16 protein-coding genes are annotated in these 19,560 nt (G+C 60.1%); 11 read left to right on the forward strand and 5 right to left on the reverse strand.

Features of this window, described 5'->3' with window-relative positions; all coding sequences use genetic code 11:
* Window positions 1–4: 4 nt before the first annotated feature.
* Window positions 5–841 carry an ABC transporter ATP-binding protein gene (locus ACQZ5G_RS12330; RefSeq protein ID WP_448738165.1) on the forward strand — a complete coding sequence of 279 codons (837 nt, stop codon included), beginning with the start codon at window positions 5–7 and terminating at the stop codon, window positions 839–841.
* The gene (locus ACQZ5G_RS12335) at window positions 841–1,599 is read left to right on the forward strand and encodes an ABC transporter ATP-binding protein (protein ID WP_448738164.1); all 759 of its coding nucleotides are present in this window, start codon (window positions 841–843) and stop codon (window positions 1,597–1,599) included. The genes ACQZ5G_RS12330 and ACQZ5G_RS12335 overlap by 1 nt, the downstream gene beginning before the upstream one ends.
* A 381-nt stretch (window positions 1,600–1,980) precedes the next feature.
* On the opposite strand, the gene ACQZ5G_RS12340 is transcribed toward ACQZ5G_RS12335, so the two are convergent.
* The 3 genes from ACQZ5G_RS12340 to ACQZ5G_RS12350 all read right to left on the reverse strand — a co-directional run bounded on the left by ACQZ5G_RS12340 (window position 1,981) and on the right by ACQZ5G_RS12350 (window position 5,445).
* Window positions 1,981–3,579: an ABC transporter substrate-binding protein gene (locus ACQZ5G_RS12340; protein ID WP_448738163.1), complete on the reverse strand. Its 1,599-nt coding sequence runs from the start codon at window positions 3,577–3,579 to the stop codon at window positions 1,981–1,983.
* 81 nt (window positions 3,580–3,660) lie between these two features.
* Entirely contained in the window at window positions 3,661–4,290 is a 630-nt protein-coding gene (locus ACQZ5G_RS12345; RefSeq protein WP_448738162.1) for an SGNH/GDSL hydrolase family protein, read from the reverse strand.
* Window positions 4,291–4,296: 6 nt separating this feature from the next.
* Entirely contained in the window at window positions 4,297–5,445 is a 1,149-nt protein-coding gene (locus ACQZ5G_RS12350) for a mandelate racemase family protein (RefSeq protein WP_065657151.1), read from the reverse strand.
* Window positions 5,446–5,881: 436 nt separating this feature from the next.
* Here ACQZ5G_RS12350 and ACQZ5G_RS12355 point away from each other — a divergent pair, with 436 nt between their 5' ends.
* Window positions 5,882–6,910 carry an LLM class flavin-dependent oxidoreductase gene (locus ACQZ5G_RS12355; RefSeq protein ID WP_448738161.1) on the forward strand — a complete coding sequence of 343 codons (1,029 nt, stop codon included), beginning with the start codon at window positions 5,882–5,884 and terminating at the stop codon, window positions 6,908–6,910.
* A gap of 85 nt (window positions 6,911–6,995) precedes the next feature.
* Here the strand turns inward: ACQZ5G_RS12355 and ACQZ5G_RS12360 are convergent, their stop codons facing one another.
* The gene (locus ACQZ5G_RS12360) at window positions 6,996–8,303 is read right to left on the reverse strand and encodes an NtaA/DmoA family FMN-dependent monooxygenase (RefSeq protein WP_448738160.1); all 1,308 of its coding nucleotides are present in this window, start codon (window positions 8,301–8,303) and stop codon (window positions 6,996–6,998) included.
* Between the two features lie 359 nt (window positions 8,304–8,662).
* Between ACQZ5G_RS12360 and ACQZ5G_RS12365 the strand changes: the two genes are divergently transcribed.
* From ACQZ5G_RS12365 to ACQZ5G_RS12400, 8 genes are all read left to right on the forward strand, one after another.
* Entirely contained in the window at window positions 8,663–9,730 is a 1,068-nt protein-coding gene (locus ACQZ5G_RS12365) for an ABC transporter substrate-binding protein (RefSeq protein ID WP_448738159.1), read from the forward strand.
* Between the two features lie 7 nt (window positions 9,731–9,737).
* Window positions 9,738–10,628: an NmrA family NAD(P)-binding protein gene (locus tag ACQZ5G_RS12370; protein WP_448738158.1), complete on the forward strand. Its 891-nt coding sequence runs from the start codon at window positions 9,738–9,740 to the stop codon at window positions 10,626–10,628.
* Entirely contained in the window at window positions 10,619–11,803 is a 1,185-nt protein-coding gene (locus tag ACQZ5G_RS12375; protein WP_448738157.1) for an LLM class flavin-dependent oxidoreductase, read from the forward strand. Before ACQZ5G_RS12370 ends, ACQZ5G_RS12375 begins: the two co-directional genes overlap by 10 nt.
* 90 nt (window positions 11,804–11,893) lie before the next feature.
* Window positions 11,894–13,093 carry a M20 aminoacylase family protein gene (locus ACQZ5G_RS12380; RefSeq protein ID WP_448738156.1) on the forward strand — a complete coding sequence of 400 codons (1,200 nt, stop codon included), beginning with the start codon at window positions 11,894–11,896 and terminating at the stop codon, window positions 13,091–13,093.
* Between the two features lie 34 nt (window positions 13,094–13,127).
* Window positions 13,128–14,717 (forward strand): ABC transporter substrate-binding protein, encoded by a 1,590-nt coding sequence (locus ACQZ5G_RS12385; protein WP_448738155.1) that lies wholly within the window; start codon window positions 13,128–13,130, stop codon window positions 14,715–14,717.
* 442 nt (window positions 14,718–15,159) lie between these two features.
* The gene (locus ACQZ5G_RS12390; protein ID WP_137004821.1) at window positions 15,160–15,510 is read left to right on the forward strand and encodes a DUF3088 domain-containing protein; all 351 of its coding nucleotides are present in this window, start codon (window positions 15,160–15,162) and stop codon (window positions 15,508–15,510) included.
* Window positions 15,511–15,549: 39 nt separating this feature from the next.
* Window positions 15,550–17,145: an ABC transporter substrate-binding protein gene (locus tag ACQZ5G_RS12395; protein ID WP_080857364.1), complete on the forward strand. Its 1,596-nt coding sequence runs from the start codon at window positions 15,550–15,552 to the stop codon at window positions 17,143–17,145.
* Between the two features lie 45 nt (window positions 17,146–17,190).
* Window positions 17,191–18,543 carry an LLM class flavin-dependent oxidoreductase gene (locus tag ACQZ5G_RS12400; RefSeq protein ID WP_448738153.1) on the forward strand — a complete coding sequence of 451 codons (1,353 nt, stop codon included), beginning with the start codon at window positions 17,191–17,193 and terminating at the stop codon, window positions 18,541–18,543.
* Window positions 18,544–18,559: 16 nt separating this feature from the next.
* Here ACQZ5G_RS12400 and ACQZ5G_RS12405 read toward each other — a convergent pair whose 3' ends face one another.
* Window positions 18,560–19,531: a LysR substrate-binding domain-containing protein gene (locus tag ACQZ5G_RS12405; RefSeq protein ID WP_448738152.1), complete on the reverse strand. Its 972-nt coding sequence runs from the start codon at window positions 19,529–19,531 to the stop codon at window positions 18,560–18,562.
* Window positions 19,532–19,560 lie beyond the last annotated feature (29 nt).

The raw sequence follows: 19,560 nt of genomic DNA on the forward strand, positions 1-19,560 counted from the left end.
GGCCATGGAAAAACCAATCCTCGACGTCGAAAATCTTCGCATCCGCTATGGCGGCTCGCCCACCGAGGCGGTGCGCGGCATCTCCTTCACCCTTGGCCGGGAACGGCTCGGCATCGTCGGCGAAAGCGGCTCGGGCAAATCCACCGTTGGCCGCGCCCTGCTGCGCCTTCTGCCGTCGGCGACAATCACCGCCGACAGGTTGGATTTCGATGGCCTCGATCTTCTCTCGCTCGATGAGAAGGAGATGCTGAAGGTTCGCGGCCGGCGCATGTCGATGATCCTTCAGGATCCGAAATTCTCCCTCAACCCCATCCGCCGGGTCGGCGATCAGGTGACGGAAACCTATCTGCGCCACTTCAAGGCTTCGAAAGCCGAGGCCCGGGAAAAGGCGCTGGCCATGCTCGATGCGGTGAAAATCCGCGATGCCGCCCGTGTTTACGAGCAATATCCGCATGAGATTTCCGGTGGCATGGGCCAGCGTGTCATGATCGCCATGATGCTGCTTGCCGATCCCGACCTCGTTATTGCCGATGAGCCGACCTCGGCGCTCGATGTGACGGTGCGGCTGCAGGTGCTGAATATTCTCGACGGTCTGGTGCGGGATCGCGGCATCGGCCTCATCATGATCAGCCACGACCTCAATCTCGTGCGAAATTTCTGCGACCGGGTGCTCATCATGTATTCCGGCCGGGTGGTGGAAACGCTCGCCGCACGCGATCTCGATCAGGCGCAGCACCCCTATACGCGCGGTCTTCTGGCGGCGCAGCCGCGCATTGGCGGCACACGTGCGCCGCTTGCGGTGCTGGATCGCCGCCCCGAATGGCTGGAGGAGAAAGTATAATGGCCGTTTCCGTTGAAACCCGCGATCTCTCCATCACCTTCGGCAGCGGCCATACGGCGCTGAAAGTGCTGCCTTCGGTGTCATTTCGAGTCGAGCCGGGGGAATGTTTCGGCCTTGTCGGCGAAAGCGGTTCAGGCAAATCCACCGTGCTGCGCTGCGTGTCCATGCTCAACGATTTCTGGACCGGTGACATCCTCATCGACGGCAGGTCGGTACGTGAGATGCCGCTGATCGAGCGGTGCCGCATGCTGCAGATGGTATTTCAGGACCCTTATGGTTCGCTGCATCCCCGCCAGTCGGTGCGCACCGTGCTTTCGGAATCGCTTGCGATCCATAAGCTCGGCGACCGTGAAGAGCGCATGCGCAGGGTCATCACCGATGTCGGCCTGCCCGTAGCCTTTCTGGATCGTTTCCCGCACCAGCTTTCCGGCGGCCAGCGGCAGCGTGTTGCGATTGCCCGGGCGCTGATCCTCGAACCGTCTCTGCTCCTGCTCGACGAGCCGACCTCGGCGCTCGATGTCTCGGTGCAGGCGGAAATCCTCAACCTCTTGCAGCGGCTGCGGGAAGAGCGCGGCTTCACCTATATCATGGTGACCCACGATCTCGCCGTGGTCGATCACATGTGCGACCGTTTCGCGGTGATGCTGCGCGGCGAAATCACCGAAATCCTGTCGCGCGACGCCATCGCAGGCAATGGCGCGACGCATCCCTATGCGCGCGAACTGATCGGCGCTTCGCTGGAATATGAAGGCGCGTGACGGCTCCAAGAACGTGACTGTCCTCCTCCGGGGCGTCACGATAATAACATCCTCCTTCCTTGCCCGGCCTCCCTGCCGGGCATTTTTTTGGAATGGCTACGGCGGGGATGGGGGGCCGCCAACGACGCCTAGGCTACTGACATAGTGCGAGACCGCCTTCCGTCATGCCGGACTAGATCCGGCATCCAGCCACGGCGCGTCTGCGCCGTGAATGGACTCTCTCGCGATCAAGGACTTGATCGCACTAGACCCCGGATCTAGTCCGGAGTGACGGGGTGCGGAGGCTTCGCTTGTGCCTAACACATTGGGTGCGTGGGGCTTTGTTACAGCAAAAAGGCGCGGGGTTAGCCGCGCCTTTTCATTCGCAGATAGGACGGCCGATTACCGCTCCTTGCTCACCTCTTCAAACCGCGAAAGCCAGGGGCTGACGATCATGCCCTTCACGTCACTGCGGAAGGCGGCGGTGTCGATGACTTCGGAGAAGGGCTGAATGGACATGACGATCTCGTCCATATAACCCTGCAGCTCCTCATAAAGCTTCGTCTGTTTCGCCACGTCGCGCTCGACCAAGGCTGCCTCGATCATCTTGTTCAGCTTCTCATCGAAGAAGCTGGTGCGCCAGCTCTGGTAATTGGTGAGCTTGGCATCATCGGCATTGTTGGGGTTATAGGCGATGGAGCGCAGATTGTTGTCCGGATGCGGCTGCTGGCCGCCGCCACCGCGGCCGAGCAGCAGTTCAAAGTTGCGCTCGCGCATGGCGCCGTAAATCTGGTCGCCGGAGCCGCTGATCAGCTCGGCCTGAATGCCGGCCTGGGCGAGCGTGTTCTGGATAGCCGTTGCCGCTTTCATGAAGGGGTCTTCCGAAAGCACGCGCAGCGTGGTCTTGAAACCGTTCGGATAACCGGCTTCTGCAAGAAGCGTCTTGGCTTTTTCGATATCGAGCTTGTAGCCCTGATCCGGCAATGCACCCATGACGCCGGTGCTGAGGGAGCGCTGATGCAGCTTGCCGTAATAGGGCATGACCGCCTTGTCGAGACCGTCGTAATCGATCAGGTAACGCAGGGCCTCGCGCACCTTCTTGTTCGCGAAGCGCTCATCCTTCATCGAAACGCTGAGGTAATAAAAACCGGAACCGGGTGTGGATTCGATGGTGACAGCCTTGTCGGCCTCGAGCGATTTCAGGTCCGGGGCCTGCAGGGAATAGGCAACGTCGATATCGCCTTTTTCCAGCATCAGCCGCTGCGATTGCGATTCCGGCAGATGGCGCATCAGGATGCGCTTCATCTTTGCCTTCTCACCCCAATAATCGTCGTTGCGGGTGAGGATGATATATTCGTTGGATTTCCACTGCGTCAGCTTGAAGGGGCCGGAGCCGGCGGAATTCAGCGTCAGCCATGCGCCGCCCAGATCGCCGTCCTTTTCATTCTCAAGCGCCGTCTGGCTGTCGATGATCGAGCCGGGGCCGTTCTGCGCTAGGATCATCAGGAGAAGGTTGGGGTCGTCGGGCTTCGGGATATTCAGCACGAAGGTCTGGTCGTTTTCGGCAACGAAGAGCTTGTCGGCCTCTTCCAGCTTGAAACCGCGTGTTTTGAGGAAGGACGATTGAGCCAGGTTGCGGGCGAGCAGCCGCTTCAGACTCCACGCCACGTCCTTGGCCGTTACGGCATTGCCGGAAGCGAATTTGGCATCGGCACGCAGATGGAAACGGATGGATTTCCGGTCTTCGACAATCTCCCAGCGTTCGGCAAGGCGTGGCTGAACGCTGCGGTCTTTCGGGGAAAGCACGACCAGTGTGTCATAGACATTGTTCAGCACCTGCACGGTCTCGCGGCCGGTGATGGCGGCGGGATCGAGGGTGAGGATATTGCTCATGGTCGTGGCGACGATGAGCTGGTCCTTCGGCGTTTCGGCAAAGGCGCTGAGCGGCATGGCGCCGATCAGCAGCGCGCCAAGTGCTGCGGTTGCAAGAAAATGTTTCATCTTTCCTCCCAATACGGCCGGTTCATACGGCCTTTCCACGTTTTGATCCACACGCCCGGTTCCTCCTCGGGCGTCGCAGGATCAGCCAAGAATCTCTCTGACGGGTGCTGCGAGCGCCCGGCCGATTGCCGCCGTTGCCGGCGCATCCAGATGCACGCCATCCACCGGTGAGACGCTGGCCACCGACCCTGCATCGAAAAAGGCATGTCCGAGTTCGGCGGCGAGTTTGCGGTAAAGCGGCGCAAGCCTGAGCGATTGCCCGATATCCCGCCCGCCCGCCGGTTCTCCGCCCGGGCCTGCGACGCAAGGCGGCGGCGCGACGATCAGCAGTTTCGGCACGGCCTCGCGCGGTTTGTAGATGAAGGTCTCGACGATCTGCGCCAGCCTCCGCATGCCGGAAACTGCGGCTTCCGCCCGCCCGCCATGCACCGGTTTGATGTCGTTGGTGCCGAGCATGATGATGACGAGATCGAGCGGCATGTGGCACGAAAGCGCGATTTCCAGCGCCCGCGCGCCGTTGCGGCAGGCCGGGCCGGCATGGTCGTCGTAGCAGGTGGTGCGCCCGCCAAGTCCTTCCGGGTGAACCTTCGCCTTTCCGGAAAGCTCCGCCTCCAGAACCTCCGGCCAGCGGTGTTCGGCGGGGTGCCGCAGACCCGTTGCCGGGTCCGCGCCCCAGGTGAGGCTATCTCCGAAGGCGAGCACCGTTTTCATCGCCCGTTACCTCACCCGGTTATTGTCGATGAAGGTAAAATCGATGTCCTCGCCAAGGCCCGGCCGATCAGGTACGTGGACGAAGCCGTCGCGGTCCATCGGGTCGGACAGCGATTTCAGATAATCGTGGCCGTCATCATATTCGAGGAAGGGGTGCAACAGGCCGCGCTCATACCAGCGGCAATTCTTGGTGGCGGCGACAACATGAAGGTTCATGGCGGTATTGCCATGCACCTCGCATTCCATGCCGAAGGCTTCTGCCAGATGCATGGTCTTCAGCGCCGGGGTGATGCCGCCGACATCGTTGACGCCGGTGCGCAGAATATCGCAGGCGCCGGATTTGATCCATTCGGCCCGGTGCCAATGTTTGCCGGCCGCACTTTCGGGGCCGACGACCGGAATATCGAGATTGTCGGAAAGCCATTTGTAGGAGGACAGCGACTGCTCATCCATCGGCTCCTCGATCCAGTCGAAACCGAGTTTTTCGAGGCCACGCCCAAGCGCCAGCGCATCGGTGCGGGAATACCAGTGGAAGGCGTCGATCATCAGGCGAATATCGGGGCCGACCGCCTCGCGCACGGCCGCGCAAGCCTTGAGGTCCATCTTCACATCCGGCGCCCAGCTGACGGGCGGCATCCAGGTGTGCAGCTTGATGCCCTTGTAGCCGCGCTTCACCAGCGTTTCGGCAAAGCGGCCGTAATCTTCCGGCGTCGCCAGCCCGCCTTCCAGCTCATCGCCGCACATGATGGAGCCATAAGCGAGCACCTTGTCGCGATAACCGCCGATCAACTTGTATACAGGTTGATTGAGCGAGCGGCCTGCAAGGTCCCACAGGGCGCAGTCCACCACAGCCAGTGTGCGGTCGGTCAGCTGCGCGGCCGATCCGCGCTGCCAATGGGCAAGGTCCTGCCATAGCCGTTCCCGGTCGCGATGGTCCTCACCGATCAGGACTTTCTTGACGAATTTTTCGATGACATGCGGGCGAACGATCTCCGGCGCGGTGAAGGAGTGGCCTTCCTGACCGTCCTCGGTGCGGATGGTCAGCATGGCCTGTTCCACCTGATGCGCCGGACCCGGATGCGCGTGACCGGCACTGTCCGAGTGCCGACGGGTCGTCGTGCGGAAAACACGGACCTCGACGTCGGTGATGATCATAATTCCTCCCTCATGCAGGTATGGCAGCGTTTGCGATTGCTGCAATGTCATACATGTACGCATTATTTGTCAACATGTATGATAATCTGTATTACATGTTAGCACCAAAAATCAAGGCCATTGGCGCACGGTGTTCCACAGGTCATCGGTGAGACCGGGCTGCTGAGGGAGATTTTGCGTCTTGGCGGAAGAAAATCTGAAGGGAGGCATGAGCGTGGCCTATGCTGAATGGGATGTAATCCATAATTTTAGTAGACTATTGAATCGCGCAATGATCTTTCAACAAAGGCCGGGACTATAAACGAACATGCCGTGCCAGCCGTGCCTGTCATCATGCATTCTGCGTGGGTATGCGCCGCATTGAACGGCTGTCCGGAACGGGGATGGCTGCATCTGCGCTGCTGAGCGTCAACAGTCATTTCCGGACCTTACAGCCATGCCCCTTTCCCATATCTCCCACTTCGCATTTCTGGTTCCCGGCAATTATCACGATGATGATCCTGCTGAGGGTCTGGAAGAAACCCTGCAGCTTTTCGAAACCGGAGAGGCGCTGGGGTATCACAGTGCCTGGGTTCGCCAGCGCCATCTGGAACGGGGTGTGTCATCGGCGGCGACTTTCCTCGCGGCGGCATCGCAGCGCACGAAACGGATCGGCCTCGGCACCGCCGTCATTCAGCTTGGTTATGAAAATCCCTTCAGGCTGGCGGAAGATCTGGCCACCGTGGATGTCCTGTCGCGCGGGCGGTTGAATGTCGGGGTTTCGGTGGGCGCACCACCCTTTGCCCATCTCATTTCGGACTATGTCGATACGGTTCCCGATGCCGATTACAGCCATGCCCGCGCCGAAAAGCTGGCAAGGGCCCTGCGGTCGGAACCGCTATCCAGCGAGACGGAAGCGGGCAATGCGGCCGGCGCGCAGGTGCCGCGCCTGCGTCCAGTCGCCAGGGGGCTGACGGACCGGCTATGGTATGGCGGCGGATCGCAGAATTCCGCGCGCTGGGCGGGGAAGGCGGGCTTCAATCTTCTGACGGGCAATATCGTCAGCGGCGAAAATACCGATGATTTTCTGACCGCGCAGGCGGCATTGGTCAGCCGCTTCCGGCAGGAATGGGCGCATGAGCGCCAGCCGCGTGTCGCTCTTGGCCGCGTGATCCTGCCGACCGATAGCGCGAGCCCCGCGACCCGCCGCCGTTATCAGGAATTCGCCGCCGAGCGTGACAAGCGCACGACCACGCCGCATGGTACACGCCGCACGCTTTTCCTGCCCGATATCGTTGGGACGACGGACGAGATTCTGGAGAGACTGTCGCGCGATCCCGTTCTGCCGCACGTCTCGGAATTCCGCCTCGAACTGCCCTATGAATTCCAGCCGGAAGATTATCGCCAGATCGTCACGGATTTCGCCTCCGTCCTGCCGCAGCTTTCAGGCGGGCGGCCGGTTTTGAAAGTGGCGACGGGCCAATAAAATGCCCCGTTCCCGCCATTCCCGTTTCCAGCGGGAAGGGCGGGAGATGAGTATATGACACCTTCAACAGTGCCGTATCCGCCTTTCAATCTGGATAAGGCAGGCCATAGCGGTCACGTATTGTCGCGCCTTCATATTCGCGCGGGTAAACACCGCGATCCTGAAGCACCGGCACGACCTTTTCGACGAATTCGGCAATATCGTCCGGCGCGCGCGGCGGCTGCAGGGTGTAACCATCCACCGTGCCGTCCTGCCAGAGATCGATAATACCATCCGCCACCTCTTCCGGCGTGCCAAGCAGCAGCCGGTGGTGCCCCTCGGAGCGGCGCACGGCCTCACGGGCGGTGAGCTTTTCGTGGGTCAGCAGTTCGGAAAGGCCAAGCCCCATGCCAACGGCCCATTGCCGGTTCTGGTCGGGAATGAAGCGCTCGCCATCGAGTTTTATATCCGGGTTGAAGTCGCGCGGATCAATGCCGTTTTCTTTGGCGAAACGCACCAGAAGCCCGTCTTCAGAGCCTGTCCCGCTGAAGAGTTCATGCTTGCGCAGCGCTTCCTCACGGGTCTTGCCGAGAATGACGACAAGGCCGGGAACGATGCGGATGCCGGAGGGATCGCGGCCGAGGGAGACGGCGCGGTCACGGACCTTCTTGCCGAAGGCCTGGCCCGCCGGTCGGGACAGGATGTTGCAATAGATGATCTCGCCATGGCGTGCCGCCAGATCGATGCCGCCTTCGGAGGCGCCGGCCTGCGCGATGACCGGATGCCCCTGCGGCCCACGCGGAACGTTGAGCGGGCCTTTCACATGGAAATATTGCCCCTCGTGATCGATGGTCTCGGCCGTTGCCGCATCCCAGAAACGCTCTTCCGGCACCTCACCTTCACGGCGCGGATCCCAGCTTGACCATAGTTTTTTCGCCACGTCGAGAAATTCGGTGGCCTTGGCATATCTCTCGCTGCGCGGCGGCAGCGGATCGTTGCCGAAATTGGCGGCGACATTGGGATTGAAGGAAGAAACGATGTTGACGATCAGCCGGCCGCCGGTGACGAGGTCGATGGATTGGGTTCGTCTGGCGAAATTATAGGGCGAATTATAGGTGGAGGACACCGTTGCCACAAAGCCGATATCCGGCACCTGTGCGGCAAGCGATGTCGAGAGAACGAGCGGATCGATGGTGTGAAACGGGCGGCTTGCCGGGTCGGTCAGCAATGCCGGGTGGTCGGAAAGGAAAACGGCGTCGAACCGGCCCTTATGGGCCAGTTCCGTCAGCCGGCGATAATAGCCTATGTCGTTGATGTCATGCCGGTCTCCGCTCCGGTATTTCCAGGCATTGGCGAGGTATCCGGTGGTGTTGATGCCGACATTGAGATTAAGCCGGCGTTTGGTCTTGCTCATGCTGCCACGTTTCTTTCAGGTCTGTTGGATTGCCGGCCCGTATGACCGGCGCAATTGCGGGAAGCGTAACAGCCGGAGGTCCGGTCGCGAGTTAAAAATCCTTGCAGTGCGGAGAAGAAAAACTTTCATCCGTGGCAGCACCCAAGCTGCGGTTGAAAGGTAGGTAACGGCTGAGGCGGGGGTAGGGATGCGACCCAGAATCTTGTCATTATCGAAAGGATATTCCGTCACTCCGGTGTATCGCTGATAAGATGGAAACGAATTTCCCCAATCGCGTCTGAAATAGTACACTTTATCTATAGAAAATATTTTATGGCGTGTAGCGTGCCGTTCAGATCGCAATTTCGAGGACGAACGCCATGGCTGATGCCGCCCTTCGCCAGATAACCCAACCCGTAACCGTGTGGTACACACGTTGCCCGGCACCCACGCCGCTTTCCATCGCGGCGCAACTGGGCTGGATCGAGGACAGTTTCGGCGCCCATGGCATCTCTGTTTCCTCCATTCGCGACGCGGCCGATCCGGCCATTCGCCAGAGCCATTTCGATCATCGTCTGGACTGGTCCTTCCGTCAGGGCGGCAATATTCCGCCGATCTGGGCGAAATCAGGCGGCCGGAAAACACGGTTGGTGGGGCTGACGAGAACTGACGAGTTTCAGGCTGTCATCGCCTTGCCAGCAAGCGGAATAAGCAAGGGCAGTGACCTGAAGGGGCGGCGCATCGGCCTGCCGAAGCGCCCGAATGAAACCATCGATTTCCAGCGTGCCACATCGCTCAAAGGCATCGTTTCGGCGCTGACGGTCTCGGACCTCGCTGTTGCGGATGTCGAGCTTGTCGATCTCACGGCGAAAGAACCGGTGTTGCTTAATCCTTCTGACGACAGGTTCCATGGTCTGCGCCGACGGTTTCCTTATGGCGAGGAGATTGCAGCGCTGCATCGGGGCCAGATCGATGCGTTTTTCGTCAAGGGCGCGGAAGGCGTCACCGTCGCCAATCTGATCGGTGCGCAGGTCGTGGTGTCGACAGGCTTCCACCCTGATCCAAAAATCCGCATCAACAACGGCACCCCGCGCCCCTTGACGGTGGACGCCACCTTCGCCGATGAGCGGCCCGATCTGGTGGCGGAACTCGTCGCCACCGTACAGCGGGTTGCCCAATGGGCAAATGACAATCCGGCGGAAGCCGTGCGTTTCATTGCTCGTGAGATCGGCGTCAGCGAGGAGGCGGTTCTGGCTGCGAATGGCCTGGATGTACACCGCAATCTGAGGCTTGATCTCGATCCGGCCGAGCTGGATGCACTGAGCCACTTCAAGGATTTCCTGCTGGAATGGAAATTCATTCCGGCGGATTTCGATGTGCAGGACTGGGCCGATCCACGCGCCCTTTCTTTCGAGCAAGATGCTGCGCAACGCAGTGCGGGAAAGTGAGGGCGTCATGACAGCCACCATTCTTGTAACGGGCGCAACCGGCAAGCTCGGCAGACGTGTCGTCAGCCGTCTTTTGCAGAAAGAGGTGAAGGTTCGGGTGCTGGCCCGCAGGAGCGAGGATGCGCTCAAGCTCTGGGGCGACATGGTCGATATCTCGGAGGGAAATTTCTCCGACACGGCCAGCCTGAAGGAGGCCTCGCGCGGTATCGGGACCGTCTTTCTGCTTTCCCCCATCGGTGAAACGCTGGTGGCGGACCAGAATGCGGTCATCGATGCCGCCCTCTCCGCCGGTGCGTCGCGGATCGTGAAAATATCCGGCTCCGACTGGACCATTGAGAACGCCGTACATTCCATTTCGGGTGCAGCGCATGCCGAGGTGGAAGCGCATCTGGCTGGAAGCGGTATCGCATATACCGTGCTGCGGCCGAATGCCTGGATGCAGGTTGCGCTGGAGCCCGTTGTTGCCGCGCTGCGCAAGGGGGAGGATGTGCCCGCCCGCTTTGGCGACGCGGCTGTCTCCTTCATCGATGCGGACGATATTGCCGATGTCGCGGTTCACGCGCTCACCACAAGCGCACCTGTTTCCGGCACCCTGGTGCTGACCGGTGGCGAAGCCCTGTCGGCGCTGGAAATCGCTCGCATCGCGGCGCGCATCCAGCATCGGCCCGTGGGAATTTCGGACAATGCCGCCCCGGCCTTGCAGCCACATATAGGCGCGTTTGAACAGAAGGCGATCGGCGAATTCGGCCAACTCATCCGCAAAGGCCTTGCGGCGGCCGTCAACAATACCGTCCAGCAAATTACCGGCCGGTTGCCCCGCAGCGTGGAGGACTATCTGCGTGTCCGGCTGGCAACCACCCCGCAGGATCATTCCGAGGGAGAAAAGACATGGCGTTGACTGTTCCGCTGCCTGAAGGTTCCGAGCTGAAAGGTCTCGACCTAAAAAGTCCGGCTGATTTCGAAGACAGCCCACTCAGCCGGGCGGTGAAGCAGCCGCTGATGCTGGGCCTGTTCCTTAATCTGCAGGACATCAATTTCTCCAGCCTGCCGACGAGTAACAGCTGGACCTTCGATTATAATGTCGAACTGGTGAAGCGCGCGGAAGAGCTTGGTTTCGAGATCGCCTTCAGTCGCACACAATGGCTGCCGAAGGGCGGTTATGACGGTGAATCCTCGCTCGACAGTTTCATCGCGCTTGGCGCCATGGCGGCGGTCACGAAGAACATTCTTCTGATCTCCACCATCCATGTGCTTTATGGGCCGCTGCATCCGCTGCATCTCGCCAAATATGGCGCGACGCTGGATCATATCGCCAAGGGACGCTGGGGCATCAACATCGTCACCGGCCACCGCGCCATCGAGCATGAAATGTTCGGCTGGCAGCGTATCGACCACGACAAGCGTTACGACATGGCCGGCGAATTGTTCGATGTGTTGCATCGCCTGTGGGGTGAGACCGAGAATTTTTCCTATGAGGGAAAACTCAATCCCTGGGCGATCAACAATGGCTGGATCACGCCGAAACCCGCCTTTGGCCGCCCGCCGCTGGTGACGGCGACCGGTTCACCCGCAGGCATCGATTTCGCCGCCCGTCATTCCGATCTGGTTTTCGTCACCTCGCCCGGCGGCGCGCATATAGACAGCGCGCTGGAAACGCTTCCCGATCATGTCGCAAACATTAAAAACCGCGCAAAGGCCTATGGCCGGCAGGTGAAGACGATCATCAATCCGATCATCGTCAGCCGCGATACGGAGAAGGAGGCAATCGCCTATGCCGATGCCATCGAGGCCGGAAAACCGCAGCCCGGCACCCGTGCCTTTGCCACCAATAATTACGACAGCGACGCCCACGCCTGGCGCGGCCGTGGCGATGCGCGCCACAAGCAGGGGCGTAATCTTGGCGGCAATATCGAAATCATCGGCTCGCCGGAGCAGGTGGTAGAGCAGCTTGTCGGTCTGAAAAAGGCCGGGATCGATGGGGTTCAGCTGAATTTCTACGATTTCCGCGAAGACCTCAATTATTTCGCCGAACGCATTCTGCCCCTGATGAAGGAGGCGGGCCTGAGGCTCTGACGCCTCTCCCGCTGCATTTTCCAGTCCCGAAATCCACACTTCGCAATCGCCTGATTGCGGAAACGATATTTTTTACCCTGAGGAGATGCCGTGAATATCGCCGTCGATCCCGTCAAAACGCCCGCACCTAAAATCCTGGACCGGATCGGGACCTATGTTCCCGAACTCGTCTCCATCCGCCATGATCTGCACCAGCATCCGGAAATCGGTTTCGAGGAGGTCCGCACCTCCGGCATTGTTGCCGAAAAGCTCGCCTCCTGGGGCATTGAGGTTCATCGCGGATATGGCAAGACCGGCGTGGTCGGCGTGCTGCGCGGCCGGCATGCGGGCAACCGCTCCATCGGGCTGCGGGCGGATATGGATGCGCTGCCGATGCCGGAGGAAACCGGTCTGCCCTATGCGTCGGTCTATCCCGGCAAATTCCACGGCTGCGGGCATGATGTGCACACCACGATCCTGCTCGGCACCGCCCGTTATCTGGCCGAAACCCGCGATTTTGCCGGCACGGTGGTGTTCATTTTCCAGCCGGCCGAGGAAGGTCTCGGCGGCGCGCGCGCCATGATCGCCGATGGGCTGTTCAAGGATTTTCCGGTCGACGAGATTTACGGGCTGCACAATTCCTCCCATGCCGCGCCCAATCATCTCAAGGTTTCGCCCGGCACCATTCTGGCGGGTGCGGATTTCTTCGATATCCGGCTTAAGGGCAGGGGTGCCCACGCTGCTCATCCCGATGTTTCGCGTGATCCGGTGCCGGCGACGGGTGAACTGATCCAGGCATTGCAAACGATCGTCAGCCGCAACGTGCCGCCGACCGATCCTGCCGTCCTGTCGATCACCCGCATCGAGTCGGGATCGGCCTATAACGTCATTCCCGAAACGGCAGCGATTGCAGGCACGGTGCGGGCCTTCTCCGATAGCGTGCGCGAAACCATAAGGGAGCGCATCCGCACGATTTCCGATCACATTGCCGCAGCACATGGCCTCACCGCCGAGGTGGATATTCGCGACATATTCTCGGTTCTCACCAATGACGATGCATCGGTGGAGATCGTTGCCGGTGTGGCGCGTGAGGTTCTGGGAGACGAGCGCGTTTCCACCGAGCCCGGTCGCTTCATGGGCAGCGAGGATTTCGCCGATCTCCTGAAACACGCGCCCGGCGCGTTTTTCACCCTCGGCCATTCCGGCACGGTGCCCGCCCATAATCCCGGTTTCATCGTCGACGACGCCATTCTGCCCGTCGGAGCCACTCTGTTTGCCCGGCTGGTGGAAACCCGGCTGAAACCTGCCTGAACATTTAAAAACAAGCCTGCAAGAGGAAACATCCATGGATATTACAAGACGTAAGACATTGCTTTTGAGCGCAGCGCTAACCGGGGCAATGCTGTTGCCCTCCCTGCCGGCTCTGGCGGCCGAAACGCCGAAAAAGGGCGGCATCGTCACCCTTGCAGGCCTTGGCGAGCCGACGACGCTGGTGCCGCTTTCCGATTCCAATACGCGCACCCGCGCCATTTCCACGAAAATCCTCGAAGGGCTGGTGCGGTTCGACAGCGAATTCAAACCGCACCCGGTTCTGGCCGAAAGCTGGGAAACATCGGCCGACGGGCTGCGCCACACTTTCAGGCTGCGCAAGGGCGTCAAATGGCATGACGGCAAGGATTTCACGTCGCAGGACGTCAAATTTTCCCTGCTGGCCTTCAAAAAGGTTGGCCCACGTGGGCGCATCACTTTCGCTAATGTTGCCGATATCGAAACGCCCGATCCGCTGACGGCCGTGGTGGTGCTTTCCAAGCCCGCGCCCTATCTCCTGCGGGCGCTGACAGGCGGCGAAACGCCCATTCTGCCGGCCCATGCCTATGCTTCGGAAAATTACAATGAAAGCCCGAATGGGAACGCGCCAGTCGGCACCGGCCCCTTCGTCTTCGAGGAATGGAAGCGCGGCAGCTATGTGAAACTGAAGAAGAACCCGAACTACTGGCAGGCCGATCTTCCCTATCTCGACGGTTTCGTGGCCCGTTTCGTCGCCGATTCGGCTTCCACCACCATTTCCGTGGAGACGGGTGAGGCGGATTATACCGCCGATGTGTCCTACAGCGATCTGGAGCGTCTGCGGCAAAATCCGAAGCTTGCGGTGGAGGTTTATACCGACTCCTATCTCAACAATGCCGCCGTGTTCGAATTCAATCTCGAAAATCCGATCCTTGCCAAAAAGGAGGTCCGGCACGCGCTGGCACATGCCATTGATCGCAATTTCATCAACGACGCCATTTTCTTCGGGACGGCGAAACCCGCCGGTTCGAACATCCCGGCCGTCTTCACCGCCTATAATGACGAGAAGCCTTTCACCTATCCCTTCGATCTCGCCAGAGCGAACGAATTGCTGGACAAGGCCGGCTACCCGAAGGGCGCGGATGGCACCCGTTTTTCGCTGCGGCTGGCCTTCCTGCCTTCCGACGTCTTCCGCAAAACCTCCGAATATCTCCGCTCATCCTTCGGCAAACTCGGCGTGAAGGTGGATATCGTCGAAGGCGATCTCGCCACCTTCATCAAGCGGGTCTATACGGAGCGCGGTTTTGACCTGACGGTGAATGGCATCAGCCGGCTGTTCGATCCGACGGCGGGCGTGCAGCGCCTCTATTGGTCCGACGGGATCAAGAAACCCGCCCCCTATGTCAACGCCGCCCACTACAATAATCCAAAGGTGGATGATCTTTTCCGTGCCGCCGCGATTGAAGTGGACGAAACGAAACGGGCAGGGCAGTTCCACGATATCCAGAAAATCACCGGCGACGATCTGCCGAATTTCTCTATCGTCGCTTTGCCGACCGTCATTCTGCGCAACACCAGCTTGAAATCGCTCGTGACGACCATCGACATAGCTTATGGCGATCTGGCGACGGCCTGGAAAGGCGAGTGAGGGCAGAATTCCGGTGATCCTGTGGTGCGAGAGTTATGACGAATTTTCCTCCGCATTCGACGTCATCCTCGGTCTTGTACCGAGGATCTGCCAGGGCATCCTCGCCTTGTAGGTTGCAGATGCTCGGGACAGGCCCGAGCATGACGAAGGAGAGGTTTTGCGCCAACAGCATCTCACCAGAACCCGGCAATTCTGCCGGGTTTTTTATTGCCGAAATCCGCCTTCCATCCTTTTTTGCACCTTCGCGCGGCACGCCCGTTTCAGGGAAAAACTTTGCGCATGAAACAGGTCGGGCGAAACAGCGATACCACCCGTGAAAATTTAGAAAAAATAAGTTTCATCAATAATTTAGCGCAAAGCATTTCTTCGCCGCGAAGCAAGAATTGCTTTCTGGACCGACGCTTTGGCCACCTGCACTGTGAGCTGGAAATCTCACCCTCACATGATGGATGCCATGGCCAAGGATACGCTTTTTTTGATCGCCCCCGGTTTTGAAGACCCAAAACACCCCGGTGTCCGCTTCGTCTGCCCGCATTGCAACCAGATCGAAGGCCTGCTTGCCGCCTTTCCGGACCTTGCCGCCGGGATCGATGTCCATCGCGTCGGTTTCCAGCGCCCGCGTGAGGCTGTCATCGCCGCCGTGGGTGAGGAAAACCAGTCGCTGCCGCTGTTCATCTTCGCCGGCGACGCGCCCAGCGACGCTACGGCCAAGGGCGCGACGCATTTCATTCAGGACACCAAACGCATTTTGCAAATCCTTGCCGAGCGCCATGGGTTCCCGCAGCTGCACTGAGTTGCCGCGCCCGCATATCGGATTTTTTCGGAGACAGACATGACCATTTCCAGACGCCAGTTTCACAAAATTGCACTTGCCGCCGGCGCTTTCGTCGCGCTTCCAGGCGGTTCCTTTGCGGCTGCCGAAGAGCCGGTTTCGGGCGGGACGCTCAAGATCGTTTATTTTCCCGAGCCGACCCAGCTCGTGGCGATCAATACCAGTGCGGGCGGTCCGCAGTTTATCGGCTCGAAGATTTATGACGGGCTTTTGACCTATGATTACGAGCTTTCGCCCAAGCCGAGCCTCGCCAGGGAATGGAGCGTTTCGGCCGATGGGCTGGAATATGTCTTCCATTTGCAGCCGAAGGCGAAGTTTCACGATGGCAAACCCGTGACATCGGCAGACGTGGAATTTTCCATTCTGCGGCTGAAGGAAGCCCATCCGCGCGGTCGCGCTACTTTCTCGCATGTTGAAAGTGTCGATGCGTCCGATCCGCTGGTCGCGAAAGTGAAGCTTTCCAAGCCGGCGCCGGGCCTGATTACCGCGCTCGCCTCGTCGGAATCGCCAATCGTGCCGAAGCACATCTTCGAGACCTTCAAGCCGACCGATAATCCGAAACCGGCCCAGATCATCGGCAGCGGCCCCTTCGTGCTGAAGGAATGGGTGCCGGGCAGTCATATTCTTCTGGAGAAGAATGCCGATTACTGGGATGCGCCGCGCCCTTATCTCGACCGCGTCATCATCCGCCTTATCAACGATGCGGGGGCCCGCGCTGCGGCACTGGAGACCGGAGAAGGCGATATCGGCCCGAACCCGGTGGCGCTTGCCGACCTGGAACGGCTGAAATCCATTCCCACATTGAAGGTGGATGACCGCATCTATGCCTATGCCGGCCAGCAGAACCAGCTGGTGATCAACCTTGAGAATGAATATCTCAAGGAATTGAAGGTCAGGCAGGCCATTGCCCATGCCATCGATGTTCCGGCGCTCATCGATACCGTGCTTTACGGTTACGCCGTGCCATCGCCGACGCCTATCAGCCCCGGCCTTGCGAAGTTCCACAATCCGGATATCGGTTTCGCCAAGTTCGATGTCGCACAGGCTGAAAAGCTGCTGGATGAGGCCGGTTTCCCGCGCAAAGATGGCGGCAAGCGCTTCAAGCTTCGGGTTACCACCAACCCCTTCAATCCGCAGACCTATTCGGATTTCATCGCGCAAGCTCTGTCGAAAATCGGCATCGAGGCGGATATCCAGAAATTCGATTTCGGCACCTATGTGAAGGTTGTCTATACCGACCGCGCCTGGGACCTTTCGGTGGAATCCCTCTCCAATACTTTCGATCCGACAGCCGGTGTCCAACGCGTCTACTGGAGCAAGAACTTCAAGATCGGCCTGCCATTCTCCAATGCCAGCCACTACGCCAATCCGGAGGTGGACCGGCTGCTGGAAGCGGCGGCGGTGGAGCCGGATATCGAAAAACGCGCCGCCTTCTTCAAGGAGTTTCAGGCCGTTATCGCAAAAGATCTTCCCGTCATCAATCTCGTCTCCCCCATCCAGCCGGTCGTCGGCAGCGTGCGCATCAAGGATTATGCGACCGGGGCGGAGGGGCTGAGCGGCAATCTCGCCAAGGCCTGGGTGACGAAGGAGGCGTGAGCGCCTCCCAACCCTTCGGTCCAGAGCGAATAAGAGGTCATTTCCATGAGCAGAAAATCCGAGAAGCTGGTTCTCAATGCCTTCATCTATCCGGGCGGACATCACGAGGCGGCCTGGCGGCATCCGGACTCCGAGCCGCATCGCGTCACCGATATAAGGCTTTATCAGGATATCGCCCGCAAGGCCGAGGCGGCCAAGCTGGATGCCATCTTCTTTGCCGATGCGCCGGTGCTGGACGCCAATATCCGTTATGCCGCCCGCCACCGGCTGGAGCCGATCACCATGCTGGCGGCCCTCGCCGCCGTCACCGAAAAGATCGGCTTCATCGCCACGGCCTCCACCACCTATTACGAGCCGTATAATCTTGCGCGGCTCTTCGCGTCCGTCGATCATATCAGCGGCGGCCGGGTGGGCTGGAACATCGTGACGACTTCGGCGGATGCGGCCGCCGGTAACTTCAATCTCCAGAAGCATCCGCCGCATGCCGATCGTTACCGTCAGGCGATCGAGTTCGTGGATGTGGTGACGAAGCTCTGGGACAGCTGGGAAGATGACGCCATTGTTGCGGATAAAGAAAGCGGCCTTTTCGCCGATACCGACCGCATTCATCCTGCCAATCACGACGGCGAATTTTATCGGGTACGGGGCGCGCTGAACGTGCCGCGTTCACCGCAGGGCCGGCCGGTCTATGTGCAGGCTGGCTCCTCGGAGGAAGGGCGTGGTTTCGCCGCCCATTATGCCGAGGCAATCTTTACCGCGCACCAGACTCTGGAGAGTGCGCGGTCTTTTTATTCCGACATCAAGCGGCGCGTCGCGGCCACGGGGCGCAATCCCGCCCATGTGAAAATCCTGCCGGGCATCAGCCCCTTCATCGCGTCAACAGAAGAGGAGGCGCGCAGACTCGAGGCCTCTTTCAACGATCTCATCCAACCGGCCTTTTCTCTCGGGCAATTGCAGCGCATCACCGGCATCGATCTCTCATCGGCCGATCTCGACCAGCCGCTGCCGCACGAAGCCGTGGAGGCGACGCGGGCCCAAGCGGATAGCAGCCGCCATCAGCTGGTTCTCGATGTCATCGACAGGGAAAATCCGACGATCCGGCAATTGCTGCACCGGCTTGCCGGCGGGCGCGGCCACAAGGTGATTTCCGGAACGCCGGAGCAGGTGGCGGACTGGATAGAGACCTGGTTCCGTGAGGGTGCGGCCGATGGCTTCAACATCATGCCGCCATGGCTGAATGGCGGGTTCGACAACTTCGTCGACGGGGTTGTGCCGATCCTCAAACAGCGTGGGCTGTTCCGCGAAGATTATGAGGGCGATACGCTGCGCGATCACTATGGCCTGCCTCGGCCGGAAAATATCTACACGGCCAGAGAGTTGCAAAGGGAACGCGCCTGAGGTGGGACGGGCGTGTTCAGGCGGCGGCCTCGAGAGAGCGCATATCCTCGCGCAACAGGGCGAGTAGAGATGCGACCTCCGGCAGCCGCCGCCTGTCAGGACTGGTCAGCAGGTGATAACGGCTGGCGGTCGGTTGTGGTGCGCCAAAGGGCGCGATCAGCCGGCCGTTTTTCAGCTCTTCCGAAATCAGCGAATGGCGCACGAGGCCGATACCGTGGCCGGATGAGATTGCCTCTATCAGTGCCGTCTGGCGTGAAAAACGCGGACCGCTTGCCGAAAGCCTGAGCGGAATGCGGCAGGCGCGAAGCCAGTTCGCCCATTCGAAGGCCGGGTCCAGGCCATTGCCGCGCAACATCGCAAAACCGAGATCCCGCAAGCGCTCCGGTTCGTCTGCAAGCCCATGGCGAGTAGCGAATTCCGGGGTGCAGACGGCGCTGACGGTATCGGCGAAAAGCGGCTCATGAATGAAGCCGGGAATCTGCGCATGGGTGGCGACGATGGCGCAATCGGCATCGAAATGGGTAAGGTCGATGGTTTCGCTTTCAAGGGATTCAATGGAAAGCTCCACGTCTCCGAGTGCTGGAACGATGCTGCCCAGCCGCGGCGCCAGCCAGCGGGCGGCAAAACAGCCTTCGGCCAGAACTTTCAGCTGCGGCCGGGCGTTGGAAACCATCAGGTCGGAAAGACTGCCGATCATGGTCTCGAAGGCATCGGCAAGGCCGGGATAAAGCGCGCTGCCGGCATCTGTCAGCAGCAATTCGCCGCGCTGGCGGCTGAAAAGCGGCTGGCCGAGATGGGTTTCGAGAATACGGACCTGCTGGCCGATGGCCGCCGTCGAGACATGCAGCTCCTCCGCCGCTCGCGAAAAGCTCGCATGGCGGGCGGCGACGACAAAGGCGCGCAAGGCGGTCAGCGGTGGCAGCCGGGAAAGTGTCGGCAGGCGAAAAGCCGCCCGGCTCCCGGCGGGAGCGATAAACTCCGTTCTCATTGCTGTTTCTCCTTTGCCGCCTGCATCTT

The organism is Agrobacterium sp. 22-214-1 (assembly GCF_053522465.1).